The organism is Haematobacter missouriensis (genome assembly GCF_000740775.1).
In the GTDB taxonomy this organism is placed as follows: domain Bacteria; phylum Pseudomonadota; class Alphaproteobacteria; order Rhodobacterales; family Rhodobacteraceae; genus Haematobacter; species Haematobacter missouriensis.
The window spans coordinates 1-14,112 of the sequence record NZ_JFGS01000057.1; the positions used below are offsets into that span (position 1 = coordinate 1).

Below are 14,112 nucleotides of genomic sequence, written 5' to 3' on the forward strand. Positions count from 1 at the left end.
ACGCCACCAAGTCATCCGAATGAATTTTTACGACGCAGGCGGCATAGCGTGGACCTGTCAGCGCGCTGTGGCGAGGTTTATCCTGTCAGCCTATTGCCAGCGGGCGATGAACTGAACCCATGCGCTTTCTATCCCAGAGCAGGTTATATTCTTACGGAGGTTGTCATTGCTTGCAGGGTCGATGACTGACCCGTCTGCCCGCCGTACCATTTTCCTCAAGCAGACTCAAAGACCATCACCGGTGATCAACCGCAGACGAACCGCTCAACGGTCTAGTATCATGCGTAGGAAAAGTGCAGGATTATCCTGCATTGCAAGAAGCCGACGATTGGTGCCGCGTGTCCGACTTGAACGGACGACCTACCGCTTACAAGGCGGTTGCTCTACCAACTGAGCTAACGCGGCGCACCGTCTCCGGTTTAAGCGCTTCCTCGTAGCACTCTGTTTCCTCGGGTTCAATCTCCGTTCTTTCAGAGTGTGACTCACTCTCTTGCAGTTGGAACGCTGTTGGCGAGACAATCTGACCATGACTACTCATGACTACTGAAGTGAGCCTGCAGAGTTTTCCGGACAAATTGAAGAGTTGCTTCCCGAGCACCGGTCGCTCTGCCCGCTGTCGATTTCGGTTTGATCACTGCCGGGATGACTCGCTGGTGACCTTGAGAGACGCCAATGTTAGACGCCCCGACACGCGGGCTGTCCCAGCAGCAATGATGAGGGCGAACCCGCCATTGATGGAATAGATGGCTCCCCTTCCCGGCATCGCACGTGCCCCATTGGGTGCTGTCACGCTAACCCGTGAAGGGAGCCATCCATGACAGAGATTACCGCGGGGCAGAGCGTTTGATGCAGATCGACCCGAAGACCAACACCAGCAATCCGAGGAAGGGGCACGACACCTGTCCCTGTCTTTTGGCCGGGATGCGCGCGGATCGCCGCGGTCGTCTGGTGCGCCGACATCACCTATCTGCCGATGCGACGGGGGTTCCGTATCCGGTTGCCATCATGGACTGGTTCACGCGCAAGGTTCTGGCTTGGCGCATCTCCAACACGCTCGACCGACTTCTGTCTCGCGGCACTGAACGAGGTCATCCGCCTATTCGGTGCGCCCGAGATCACGAACACCGGTCAGCGTCGCCCGTTCACGTCCTTCGCCTGGACAGACCGGTCGAAGCGCAGCCGGCACCCGCATCTCGATGGACGGCGAGGGGCGGTGCATCGATAACGTCTTCATCCAGATCCTGTGGCGGTCCCTCCGGTATGAATGCGTCTATCTGCACGCCTGGCAGACCGGGTCGCAGGCAAAGGCTGCCATCGGATATTGGATCACATTCTACAATCATCGGCGGCCAAACACTGCCATGGTGCGTTGCCTCCCGCTGTGGTCTACTTCAACAAAATCGAAACCGACCAGCGGGCACAGGCAGTAGCTTAAATATCCCCGAAAACTGTCCAAGAATCGGGAAGTAGTTCAGTCGGCGAGCGTGAGGGCGTTGCGCCAGTATGCGCCCGCACCCGCCGGGTTATTGGTCATGCCGCGTGCCCGATCGGCGAGGTAAAGTCGAAGACAGTTGTGCCGCTTCCCCATTTCCGACCGACAGATGATGGCATCCAGCGTTTCTCAACCGCGCTGTCCCAGCCGGTGGTGGAGCGCAGCTGCTCCTCACGATCCATCCTCTGCGGTCGAGAGAACGTGGGCATGCGCCGCCTTCTGTACGGGGTGCGCCCTTCCTGCCAATCCGGCAATCAACGCCCTTCGGTGCAATCTCCGCGGCGCAAGGGCGGAACCGTTGCCTCGGAGCATTTCCCCACGGGTTTCGAGCTGCGGTTGATTGCCGTCGCCCTGCGCGGTATTCTCTTTGTCGACAGGCGGAGTAGCATCATGACGCAGAAGGACACCGCCGCGCCGCCCGACCGCAGGCGCGGCTCGGGCGTGAAGCTGGTCTATGACCTGCTCCGCAATCAGATCCTTGATCTCGATCTTCCGCCAGGCAGCATCATAGATGAGATACAGCTCGCCGAACGCTTCGGCATGTCCCGCACCCCTATCCGCGAGGCGTTGGTCCGGCTGGCGGCGGAAGGGCTGATAGACACCTTGCCGAACCGCTCCACCATGGTGTCGAATATCGACTTTCCCAACCTCCACACGTTCTTCGACGCGCTTACCCTGATGTACCGTGTTACGACCCGTCTGGCCGCACAATTCCATCAGCCCGATGATCTGCACCGCATCCGCGCGGCGCAGCAGCGGTTCGCCATGGCGGTGGCAGCGGGCGACGAGGGCGCGATGATCGCAACGAACCGCGACTTTCACGTGGCCATCGCAGAGGCGGGGCGCAATCCCTATTACCTCGCGCTGTTCTCAAGGCTGCTGGATGAGGGGCGGCGCATCTTGAGGATGTATTACTACCCGGGCTTCCAGCCCGAAAGCCCCCACCCCTACATCCTTGAGCACGAGGCCCTTATCGCTGCCATCGAAGCGCAGGACATCGACCTTTGCGATAGGCTCGCCCGGCGCCATGCAGATGAGATCGTGGCCCGCATACAGGCGATGATCGCTCGCGATATGCGGCAGGATATCGCTCTCTGACGCCTCGCGGGGCGCGCCATCGTCTTGGCGCACGGCCTTTGTCGAGTTCTGGAGGTTCTGAACGCTGTCGTTGCCGGAGCGGTATGCTGCAATCGTTAACAAGGTGCGGAAAGAAATTCCGCGGTTGCTCTGGGGCGGAGGTCTTCCCACATTGTTGAGGAGCGCCCCGGAAACCGCAGGTTCTGGCGCGTGACCGAGCCGATCGTCTGGCTTTCAACGCAAGCCTGGGGAGACGCCCGACTTTCCCCCCAGCCCGCTAGAGGCGGTCCGGTTCATCCGCCGCGCCATCGCGGCACTATGGGCAGAGCTGGCCTCGCGGTTCGCCCTCCCACGCGTGGCAGGGCCTTCGGCCCGGACCAGGCGCTCCTTTGCCAGCGATGAAGATGCTGTCGGCTCTGTGCGGAAGCGGAAGTCCCTTGCAATCTGACGGCATCGAGCCGGAATCCACATAATCCCCATCATGCAGGGACAGATCCCCGGATCATCAGAGCACCGGTCTGAGATTCAAGAACTTTTCGGCAGCCCGAGGTTTATGCGCTTAAGACCCGTGTGCTCAGCAGGAATAGCGAAACCGAGCCGCCGCGCCGCCAGTATCCGGGTGTGATGCAGGATCACACCGTCGTCGGGAGGAGAAGGGCCTGCCGTCAGGACGCCGGAGTCCGGCACTGCCAGACACCGGCAGGCTGCTGCGCGGGCAACCGGCAGCGTCGCGGCCTGCCGGTTGCGCTGTGCTGTTCAGGAGACGAGGCTGTTCAGGACGCAGGAGTTGCGGCCTTCGGCAGCTCGATGTTGATCTCAAGGCTCGACATCTGATCACCGCGTTCCATCCTGACCTCGACATCCTTGTCGCCAATGGCCACGTATTTGCGGATCGCGGCAACGATGTCGCGCTGAAGCATCGGAAGGTAATCGGGGTCGGCGCTGCTGCCGCTGCCACGTTCATGCGCCAGAAGGATTTTCAGGCGTTCCTTCGCCGTCTGAGCCGACGGCGCGGGTCGGGTTTTCCGAACAAAGCCAAAAATGTTCATGACGCCCGCCCGAAGATCCGTTTGAAGAGTCCGGGCCGGGGCTCCTGCGCGATACGCATTTCAAGCTTGTTGCCCGTCAGGCGCGTCACGGCATCCTCATAGGCCTGAGCGGCGGCGGAGGGTCCATCCAGAACGACGGGGGTGCCGACGTTGGAGGCCTTCAGGATCGCCTTGCTTTCAGGTATGACCCCGAGCAGCGGCACGGCCAGGATCTCCAGCACATCCTCCACCGTCATCATCTCGCCGATATCGACGCGCGCCTGATCGTAGCGTGTCAGCAGAACCTGCGCCTTGATCGGCTCGGATCCTTCCGTCTCCGCCCGTTTGGTCTGGCTGCTCAGCAGGCCGAGAATGCGGTCGCTGTCGCGCACCGAGGACACTTCCGGGTTAGTGACGACCACGGCCTCATCGGCGAAATACATCGCCATCTGCGCGCCACGCTCGATCCCGGCGGGGCTGTCGCAGACGATGTAGTCGAACTCCGCCTTCAGCTCCTTCAGGATCTCCTCCACACCCTCCTGCGTCAGCGCATCCTTGTCGCGGGTCTGCGAGGTCGGCAGGATCGACAGATTGTCGAGCCGCTTGTCCTTGATCAGCGCCTGCTTGAGCTTCGCGTCGCCTTGAATGACGTTGATGAAGTCGAACACCACCCGGCGCTCGCAGCCCATGATCATGTCCAGGTTGCGCAGGCCCACGTCAAAGTCGATCACGACAGTCCTGAAACCCTGCTTTGCCAGACCGGCCGAGATCGCAGCGGCCGATGTCGTCTTGCCGACGCCGCCTTTCCCGGATGTGATCACGATAACCCGCCCCAGAGGCGGCTTGTCCTTCAGTTCCTTCGTCACCCGACCACCTCCATGAAGAGTTTTTCTTGCTTCAGATAGATATGTGCGCAGCGCTGGCGTGCCGCGTCTTCAAGACCCTCATTGGTCTGGTAAAGGCCCGCGATCGCGACCAGTTCGGCATCCAGCGTCTGGCAGAAGATATGGGCATCCGTATTGCCGTGGCAGCCCGCCATCGCCCGGCCGCGGAGGGCGCCATAGACATGGATGTTCCCGGCGGCGACCAGCTCCGCGCCAGAGGCGACCGATCCGATGATGGTCAGATCTCCATGTTCGGCCACGATAAGCTGCCCCGAACGGATGGGCGATCGGATCACCTTGTTCACGACGGGGGGCGGCGCATCCACCCTTTGCGGGTCTGCCGCCTGTGCGCCTGTCGTCTGAGCGGGCATGGCGTCACGTGGCAGCGGCACCTCCTTGCCCGAATTCAGCACGATCAGGCCAAGGGATTGCAGCGCTGCAGGATCCATCCCCGGGGCGTTCTGCACCCCGAACACGCGCAGCTCGCGGGCGCGAAGGTTCTCGACCAGTTCGCGCAGCGCTGCGAGATCAGCAAAGGAGGCGGTATTGACGAAGTCGAGCACAACCGGCGCCCCGAGAAAGAACTGGGGCGTCTGCTGCAATTGTTCGTCGAGTTGCGCATAGAACGGACCGTCCGCGCGATCGGTGCCGATGCGAAGCGCGAGCGCCGTCAGAAAGCGGCCACGTACCTGAAACGCGGCACCCTCCGCCGGCGCGGGATCATGCCTTGTCCGCACGTTTTGATCTGACACCTCGAAACTGCTCCTGCTCTGTGTGGCAGCTGACGACCGTAGCCGCTCCGCTCTTATTGAAGATCCATTGTCATGAACCGGCGCCCTCATGGAAGGTGCCGTTCGCGTGTTCAGCAGGAACCCGCTGACTTGTAAAGGACGACCCGCCGTTTGGATGAAATTTCCGGTCTGCGGTCGCGAGGAGCAGAGGGGAAACGCCGTTTGCAACGGAGAAATGCGACAGAATGTCCGATCCAACGCACGGTGGCAGCCGGGTCAGGGGCAGAAAGTGGCTTCCATGGCGGGTTACCCGATAGCATTGCCCGCCGAAAGCGGTCTCCGTCATCGCCCAACGACTCGATGGGAAGAAGGTTCGGCCTGCCTCCGGGTCTCGGGCGCCGGTTTCCCGGGAGATGCTGCCAGCTCCCGGCTGTCATCGGACCGCGCCGCCCTTCAACCCGAAGCGGTGCATCTGCCGATGGATCGTGGAACGGTTCACCCCCATCCGCCGCGCCGCTTCCGAGATATTGCCCCCCGAGTCCTCGAGTGCACGAAGAAGCTGGGCTGCATCCCCCTCTGCATGTTGCGGCACATGGGCGACCGCGCGCGGGACATCCGATGGGACCACCGCTCGCCCCGCGGTGGTGACCGCCAGCGCCCGGGCAAGGTGTCCTAGCTCCCGGAGGTTCCCCGGCCAGTCGTAGCGGGACAATGCCTCCAACACTTCCACGGACAGCGCCTTCGGGGCCGCGAACGCTTCCCCGAAGGCGCGTTCGGCCAGCCACAGAACGTCTTGTCGATGGCGCAGCGCCGGCAGGCGGATGAGCGCGCCGTTCAGCCGGTGGAACAGATCCGCGCGGAAGCGCCCCTCCGCCACGGCCTGACCGAGATCGCACTGGCTCGTCGCGATGATCCGCAAAGGCAGGGGCGCGGCCCGCACTCCGCCGACCGGCAAGGCTCCCTCCTCCGCCGCAAGGCGGAGAAACCGGCGCTGCAATGCGGGCGGTAGCTCCTCCACCTTGTCGAGCACCAGGGTTCCGCCACCGGCCTCCGCGATCATTCCGCCGCCCCGCTCCCCTGCCCGGCCGAAGAGCAGCGCGCCGTCCTCCTCGGCCAGTCCGGCGCAGGGCAGCACGACCAGCGGGCCCTTGCCCGCGAGCGCATGTATCGCCCGCGCGAGCGTCAGCTTCCCCGTGCCGGTCTCCCCCTCGATCAGCAGCGGCAGGGGTGAGGCCGCGAGCGCCGCTGCGCGGCCGAGCGCCAGCTCCATCACCGGATCCGCTCCCGCAAGGCCCCGGAGGCCCTGTGGTAGCCGCTCCGGACGCGGGGACGCGCGGAGCGGAGCGGGCCGCGGCTCTATGGCATGGGCGAACAGGCGATGACCGTCCCGGGTCTCCACCAACCGCTCCGCCGCCTGACGCTGCCGGGTCAACCCCTCCAGCCTGTCCAGCGAGACGTCGAGAAAGTCCGAGATCGGCCGCCCGATCAGCGCCTCCGGCCCCCGCCAGTCCAACCCCGCCGCCCGCGCCATCAGTCGTGCCGCCCCGTTGGTCATGCCGATCACCCGGCCGGCTGTATCGAGCGAGACCGCCGCCTCCGGGTCCACATCCAGGAAATCCGCGCCGGCAGACAGGCGCAGCACCCATTCGCGCCTGCTTTCCGCCATGAGGTTCGCCATCTCGATCCGCCGCGCCGATTGCCGGACGAGGTTCAGCGCCAGCGACTGGCTGGCCCGCGGCAGGGGAGAGGAGAGGAGCGAGATGTCCAGCACCGCCGCCAGCCGCCCGCCGGTATCGTAGATCGGCGCCGCCGTGCAGGACAGCCCGGTATGCGCGAGGTCGAAATGATCGCTCTGATGGATGATGAGCGGCTCTCCCGTCTCGATACAGGCACCGAGCGCGCAGGTGCCCGCCCGCTCCTCGGACCATTGCGCCCCAAGGTAGAGCCCGCTCCGGCGCAGCGCCGCCTTCTGCGCGGGATCGCCCAGATATTCCACGGTCACGCCTGCACCGTCGGCCAGCATGAGCACGTAGTTCTGCCCCGCCACCAGCGAGTAGAGATGCTCGATACCGCTCCGCGCGATCGCGATGAGGTCCTCCGAGCGCTGCCTGTGCAGCCGGAGCGCTCTGTCGGGCAGGATATAGGCCTCCGACCGTGCCGCAGGATCCAGCCGGTGCTGGTTCAAACAGCGCAGCCAGCTCTGCACGACCACCGGCGCGCGTTGCCCGGCCCTCCCGCGGGAGACCTCCTCGATCTCGCGGATGTGGTGGAGATCCTCCATCCCCTCTTCCTCCCCGTGCCGGCCCCTCCTCCGGAGGAACAAGGTTAGCGGAAGCGCAGCGCTTGGGAAGCCTGTTGCAGGGCGATGCAACACCTGTTGCAGGGCGCGGCAACGCCCGTTCTCTTAACCTGTTGAAAAGACTTGATGTCGTATTTGTGTTTCCGGTTTCTCGTCCCCCGCCCCAGTCTTGCCTTACCGCCACAACGCACCCTCACGGGGCGATTCGGCGAAGGGCCGGCCGGGGAGGGTCGGCCATCATGGCGAAGCAGAGGGAGGACACCATGCTCGACACGACAAGACATGCCGCATTCGATGCGCTCATCCGCGATCTGGAACGCGCGCTTGTCGCGCAGGACGCGGATGCGGTGGCGGATCTGTTTCTGGAGACGGGCTTCTGGCGCGATCTGGCCGCCTTCACCTGGAACATCCGCACCTGTGAGGGGCGGGAGGAGATCCGCGCCATGGCGGCGGAGCAGCTGGCCGCGATCAAGCCGGAATCCCTGCATCTCGACCCGGCGGAGGAGGTCGGCGAGAACGGCGACGTCACGGAGGGCTGGCTGCGGTTCGAAACGGCAACGGGCCGCGGCGTGGGCTATCTGCGCATGAAGGACGGCCGGATATGGACGCTTCTGACGACGCTCCACGAATTGAAGGGCCATGAGGAACCCCGCGGCCTCCGCCGCCCGATGGGTGCCGAGCATGGGCATGACCCGGACCGCAAGAGCTGGAAGGAGAAGCGGGAGGCGGAAACCGCCCGTCTGGGCTATGAGGAGCAGCCCTACGTCCTCATCATCGGCGGCGGACAGGGCGGCATCGCGCTCGGGGCACGGCTGCGGCAGTTGAACGTGCCGACGATCATCGTGGACCGTCACGCTCGTCCCGGGGATCAGTGGCGAAGCCGTTACAAGTCGCTCTGCCTGCATGACCCGGTCTGGTACGACCACCTGCCCTACATCCCCTTTCCTGACAACTGGCCGGTCTTCGCGCCCAAGGACAAGGTCGGCGACTGGCTGGAGATGTACACCAAGGTCATGGAGCTGAATTACTGGTCCAGCACCACGGCCAAATCGGCGCAATGGGATGAGGCGCGGAAGGAATGGACCGTCACCGTTGAGCGCGACGGCAAGGAAATCGTGCTCCATCCCAAGCAGCTCGTGCTGGCGACCGGCATGTCCGGCAAGGCGAATGTTCCGAAAATCCCCGGTCAGGACGTGTTCAGGGGAGAGCAGCAGCATTCCAGCCGCCACCCCGGCCCCGATGCCTACCGCGGCAAGCGGGTGGTGGTGATCGGCGCCAACAACTCCGCTCATGACATCTGCGCCGCGCTCTGGGAAAACGGCGCGGATGTGACAATGGTGCAGCGGTCCTCCACCCATATCGTCAGGTCCGGCAGCCTGATGGAGGTCTGTCTTGGCGGGCTCTATTCCGAGCAGGCGGTGGCAAACGGCATCACGCATGACAAGGCGGACATGATCTTCGCCTCCATCCCCTATCGGATCATGCACACTTTCCACGTGCCCCAGTATGACGAGATCAAGAAACGCGACGCCGACTTCTACGCAGCGCTGGAAAAGGCGGGCTTCATGCTCGATTTCGGCGATGACGAGAGCGGGCTGTTCATGAAATACCTCCGCCGCGGGTCGGGCTATTACATCGATGTGGGGGCCTGCGATCTCATCATCGACGGGTCGATCAAGCTGCAATCCGGCAAGGGGATCAGCCATCTGAGCGAAGATGCGGTCGTTCTGGACGACGGGACGGAACTGCCCGCCGATCTGGTGGTCTATGCCACGGGATACGGGTCCATGAATGGCTGGGCGGCGGATCTCATCAGTCAGGAAGTGGCGGACAAGGTCGGCAAATGCTGGGGCCTGGGTTCCGAGACCACCAAGGATCCCGGTCCGTGGGAGGGGGAGCAGCGCAACATGTGGAAGCCCACCCAGCAGGAAGGGCTGTGGTTCCACGGCGGGAACCTGCACCAGTCGCGGCATTATTCCCGCTATCTCGCCCTGCAGCTGAAGGCCAGGGCGGAAGGGATCGACACACCCGTCTGGGGCATGAACGCACCCCATCACCTTCAGTGACCGCTCTCCTTCCGTGACGTAAAACGCGCGGCGCTTCCCGAGGGAGGCGCCGCAATACCCGTTCCCCTTACGTTCACGAACCGTTAACCTGCGCGCGAAGCCGGGAGTCGCGTATGGGATATCTGGAAAAACTGAACGACCGGCAGCGGCAGGCGGTGGAGCATGGGGCGGGACCGCTTCTGGTCATCGCCGGGGCAGGATCGGGCAAGACCAACACGCTCGCGCATCGCGTGGCGCATCTGCTTGTGCGAGGCGCCGATCCGCGCCGTATCCTGCTGATGACCTTTTCGCGCCGCGCGGCAGCGGAACTGACGCGGCGGGTGGAGCGCATTGCGGCTTCCGCTCTTTCCACGGGTTATGCCGCGGATGCCCTGACCTGGGCGGGAACCTTCCATGGGATCGGCGCGCGGCTTCTGCGCGACTATGCACCGCAGATCGGCCTGACACCAGATTTCACCATTCATGACAGGGAGGATTCCGCCGATCTGATGAACCTCTCCCGCCATGGGATCGGCCTGTCGCGCACCGAGGCGCGCTTTCCCGGCAAGGGCACCTGCCTCGCCATATACTCCCGCACCGTGAACTCGGGCGAGAGGCTTGCGGATGTCCTGAAACGCCATTTCCCATGGTGTGCAATGTGGGAGGAGGAACTGAAGCGGCTTTTCGCGGCCTATGTCGCGGCGAAGCAGGCGCAGAACGTGCTGGATTACGACGACCTCCTTCTGGCCTGGGCGGAGGTGATGGAGGAGCCAGCCTTTGCCGCCCATATCGGCGCGATGTGGGATCACGTGCTGATCGACGAGTATCAGGATACCAATCGCCTGCAATCGCGCATCCTCCAGGCGCTCAAACCCGATGGGGCGGGGTTGACGGTGGTGGGTGACGATGCCCAATCGATCTATGCGTTCCGTGCGGCGACCGTGCGCAACATCCTCGACTTCCCCGCCACCTTCACGCCACCCGCCGCCGTGGTGACGCTGGAGCGGAACTACCGATCGACGCAGCCCATCCTCACCGCCGCGAATGCCGTGATCGCAGAAGCGCGGGAGCGGTTCAGCAAAACCCTCTGGAGCGACCGGGCCTCCGCCGAGAAGCCCCGTCTCGTCACCGTGGCCAACGAGATGGATCAGGCGCGGCATGTCGTCGATCAGCTTCTCGCCAACCGGGAGGACGGGATGCGCCTCCGGGATCAGGCCGTGCTGTTCCGCACGTCCAGTCATTCAGGCCAGTTGGAGGTGGAGCTGACCCGGCGAAACGTGCCCTTCGTGAAATTCGGCGGCCTGAAGTTCCTTGACTCCGCGCATGTCAAGGACCTGCTCGCCGTGCTCCGGTTCGCGCAGAACCCAAGGGACAGGGTGGCGGGCTTCCGGGCATTGCAGCTACTGCCCGGCCTCGGGCCGGGAACGGCGGGCAAGGTGCTCGATGCGATGGCTACAGCGCCACAACCGCTGCAGGCGCTGTCCGATTTCCCGGTTCCGGCCCGCGTGACCGGCTGGGCTGAGCTGGTTCAGACCCTGCGCCCCCTTGGCTGGCCGGAGGCGATGGGCCGGGCGCGGCTGTGGTATGAGCCGCACCTGGACCGGCTGCACGAGGATGCTGAATTCCGCCGCGCCGATCTTCTTCAGCTGGAGCAGATCGCTATGGCCTATCCCTCGCAGGAGCGGTTCCTGACCGATCTCACCCTCGATCCGCCGGATGCCACCAGCGGGCCCTCCGGCGTGGCGCTCAAGGACGAGGATTACGTGATCCTCTCCACCATCCACTCCGCCAAGGGGCAGGAGTGGCGCTCCGTCTTTGTCCTGAATGCGGTCGATGGCTGCATCCCTTCCGACCTCGGAGTTGGCGATACGGCTGAACTGGAGGAGGAACGCCGCCTGCTCTACGTCGCAATGACGCGCGCTAAGGACCGGCTGACGCTGGGCATTCCGCTCAAGTTCCATGTCACGCAGCAAAGCCGCAACGGCGACCGTCACCTTTATGCCGCCCGCACCCGTTTCATCACGCGGGACATGCTGGAGCATTTCGACGTGACCTACTGGTCTCCCCCGATTGCCGCCGAGGCCGCGCCGCCGCCCAGGATCGACATTGCCCGCAAGATGCGCGGCATGTGGCAGTAGCCCTGCGGGAAGCTGCTGCCCTGCCCGGCAGTGCTGCCGATGACGCGGCTTGCCCCTTTCCGGCGCGACGCTAAATCCTCCGGGCGCGGGGCTGCCGTGCGGGTATGTTGGAGATGGTCATGACCAACGAGAAATCCGGCCAGCAGCGGCCCCTGTCCGCCCCGGTGGTTGAGGCGGATGTCGGGAAAAGCTACTGGCACAAGGGGCCGCAGGATACCCTGCCGCCCCCGGATTTCGCTGGCCCCTACATGCGCAATCGACCATTGCCTGTCACGCCAGTCGAAGGACGGAAGGCGTGGATCATCGGCGGCGGCATCGCGGGCATGGCAGCGGCCTTCTACATGATCCGCGACGGTCGCATGAAGGGCGAGGACATCACCATCATCGACACGATGCGGATCGAAGGTGGCTCCCTTGACGGTTCGGGCAATGCGGAGGAAGGCTACCTGATCCGCGGCGGCCGGGAGATGAACTGGACCTATGACAATTTCTGGGACATGTTTCAGGACATTCCCGCGCTGGAATTGCCGGAACCATACAGCGTTCTGGATGAATACCGGCTGATAAACGACAACGATCCGAACTGGTCCAAGGCCCGGCTTTTGCACAACCGTGGCCAGATCCGCGATTTCTCCACGCTTGGCCTGACACGCGCGCATCAATGGGAACTCCTTCGGCTGCTGCTGAAACGCAAGGAGGAGCTCGACGACATCACCATCGAGCAGTATTTCAGCGAGAGCTTTCTGCAGACAAACTTCTGGTTCTTCTGGCGCTCCATGTTCGCCTTCCAGAACTGGCAGAGCCTGCTGGAAGTGAAGCTCTACATGCACCGGTTCCTCGATGCGATCGATGGGTTGGCCGACATGTCGGCACTGGTTTTTCCTAAGTACAATCAGTATGATACGTTTGTGGTACCGCTTTCCCGTCATCTGCGCGGACTGGGTGTGCAGATCCGCCTTGGCGTCAGCGTGCAGGATCTGGATATGGAGGAGGAGGACGGGCAGCGGAGGGTGACCGGGCTTCGCTGCACCGTGGAGGGGGGCGAGCAGGTCATTCCCGTCGGACCGAAGGACGTGGTCTTCGCGCTTACCGGCTCCATGACCGATGCCACCGCCTATGGCGATGACGGGACCGCCCCGAAACTTGAGGCGCGGCCCGGCCTGCCACCGAAGGGAAGCGACTGGGATCTGTGGCTCAACCTCGCGCGGAAATCGCCGGTCTTCGGCAAGCCGGAAAAGTTCTGCGGCAACATTCCCGGCTCCATGTGGGAATCCGCCACGCTGACCTGCCGACCCTCACCGCTCACGGAAAAGCTCAAGGAACTGTCCGTCAACGATCCTTATTCCGGCAAGACGGTGACGGGCGGTGTCATCACGTTCACGGACTCCAACTGGGTGCTGAGCTTCACCTGCAACCGTCAGCCGCATTTTCCCGATCAGCCGAAGGATGTCCTCGTGCTCTGGGTCTATGCCCTGCTGATGGACAAGGACGGCAATCACATCAAGAAGCCGATGCCGCAATGCACCGGGCGGGAAGTGCTCGCGGAGATGTGCTACCATCTCGGCATTGATGACCATATTGACGAGATAGCTGCGGCGACCAAGGTGCGCCTGTCACTCATGCCCTATATCACCGCGCAGTTCATGCCCCGCGCAGCCGGCGACAGGCCGCGCGTCGTGCCCGAAGGATGCGCCAATCTCGCCCTGCTGGGGCAGTTCGTGGAAACCTCGAACGATATCATCTTCACCATGGAAAGTTCGGTCCGCACCGCGCGTATCGGGGTCTATACGCTGCTCGGCCTGCCCAAGATGGTCACCGACATCGACCCGAGCCAATATGACATCCGCAATCTGCTCAAGGCCGCGCGGGCCATCAACAACAACGACCCCTTTCCGGGGGAGCGGTTGCTGCACCGCCTGCTCGACCGAACCTATTACGCTCACATCCTTCCCCCGCTGCCAGAAAGGGAAAGCGCCAGGGGGCGGGTTGAGACCGAGCTGGCGAGTATTCTGGGCAAGGGAAGTGTCGCTGCCGGCCGGTTGGCGACACTTGCCGAGCAACTCAGGGAGCGCCTCTCCCGCCCGAAGGGATAGTTTTCCCGCCGACAATGCGGGCGTCACCTCAGAGGTGGTTCGGGAAATCTGCTCAGCCGGGATAAGTGGATTTTTCGCGCAAGGGCGGTGGCATGATGCTGCGAGCGAGGAGAAGACGATGGCAAGACGCCCGCGCCGGAACCACAGCCCGGCCTTCAAGGCAAAAGTGGCGGTTGGCGCGATCACGGGCGAGAAGACCATGATCGCGTTGGCGCAGGAGTTTGACGTCCATCCAAACCAGCTCAAGCAGTGGCGGGATCAGTTGCTGGAGGGTGCGACCGGTGTGTTCGGGGAATCCCAAAGGCCGAGCCAGAGCCGACCATCG

At 63.6% G+C, this 14,112-nt stretch carries 10 protein-coding genes and 1 tRNA gene; 6 read left to right on the forward strand and 5 right to left on the reverse strand.

Annotated elements, in window-relative coordinates; genetic code table 11:
• Positions 1-329 precede the first annotated feature (329 nt).
• Positions 330-405, reverse strand: a tRNA-Thr gene (locus CG51_RS17885).
• Between the two features lie 698 nt (positions 406-1,103).
• Here CG51_RS17885 and CG51_RS20845 point away from each other — a divergent pair.
• Together CG51_RS20845 and CG51_RS17890 are read left to right on the forward strand one after the other, a co-directional pair.
• Positions 1,104-1,430, forward strand: a complete 327-nt coding sequence (locus CG51_RS20845; RefSeq protein ID WP_416171692.1) for an integrase core domain-containing protein — start codon at positions 1,104-1,106, stop codon at positions 1,428-1,430.
• A gap of 452 nt (positions 1,431-1,882) precedes the next feature.
• On the forward strand, positions 1,883-2,590 hold the full coding sequence (locus CG51_RS17890; RefSeq protein WP_035747355.1) for a GntR family transcriptional regulator: 708 nt from the start codon (positions 1,883-1,885) through the stop codon (positions 2,588-2,590).
• 752 nt (positions 2,591-3,342) lie between these two features.
• On the opposite strand, the gene minE is transcribed toward CG51_RS17890, so the two are convergent.
• From minE to CG51_RS17910, 4 genes are all read right to left on the reverse strand, one after another.
• The gene (gene minE / locus CG51_RS17895) at positions 3,343-3,618 is read right to left on the reverse strand and encodes a cell division topological specificity factor MinE (protein WP_179285845.1); all 276 of its coding nucleotides are present in this window, start codon (positions 3,616-3,618) and stop codon (positions 3,343-3,345) included.
• Positions 3,615-4,463, reverse strand: coding sequence for a septum site-determining protein MinD (minD, locus tag CG51_RS17900; RefSeq protein ID WP_035747346.1), 849 nt, complete (start codon positions 4,461-4,463; stop codon positions 3,615-3,617). Before minD ends, minE begins: the two co-directional genes overlap by 4 nt.
• Positions 4,460-5,233 (reverse strand): septum site-determining protein MinC, encoded by a 774-nt coding sequence (minC, locus tag CG51_RS17905; RefSeq protein WP_233141353.1) that lies wholly within the window; start codon positions 5,231-5,233, stop codon positions 4,460-4,462. The genes minD and minC overlap by 4 nt, the downstream gene beginning before the upstream one ends.
• A 412-nt stretch (positions 5,234-5,645) precedes the next feature.
• Entirely contained in the window at positions 5,646-7,493 is a 1,848-nt protein-coding gene (locus CG51_RS17910; RefSeq protein ID WP_035747348.1) for a sigma-54-dependent Fis family transcriptional regulator, read from the reverse strand.
• A gap of 281 nt (positions 7,494-7,774) precedes the next feature.
• Here CG51_RS17910 and CG51_RS17915 point away from each other — a divergent pair, with 281 nt between their 5' ends.
• The 4 genes from CG51_RS17915 to CG51_RS17930 form a co-directional block, all read left to right on the forward strand.
• Positions 7,775-9,577: an NAD(P)/FAD-dependent oxidoreductase gene (locus CG51_RS17915; RefSeq protein ID WP_035747360.1), complete on the forward strand. Its 1,803-nt coding sequence runs from the start codon at positions 7,775-7,777 to the stop codon at positions 9,575-9,577.
• A 113-nt stretch (positions 9,578-9,690) separates the two neighbouring features.
• The gene (locus CG51_RS17920) at positions 9,691-11,694 is read left to right on the forward strand and encodes an ATP-dependent helicase (RefSeq protein WP_035747350.1); all 2,004 of its coding nucleotides are present in this window, start codon (positions 9,691-9,693) and stop codon (positions 11,692-11,694) included.
• Between the two features lie 119 nt (positions 11,695-11,813).
• Positions 11,814-13,787, forward strand: a complete 1,974-nt coding sequence (locus tag CG51_RS17925) for an oleate hydratase (RefSeq protein ID WP_035747352.1) — start codon at positions 11,814-11,816, stop codon at positions 13,785-13,787.
• A 118-nt stretch (positions 13,788-13,905) separates the two neighbouring features.
• Positions 13,906-14,112, forward strand: a 207-nt coding sequence (locus tag CG51_RS17930) for an IS3 family transposase (protein WP_035747354.1), incomplete at its 3' end; no start/stop codon positions are given.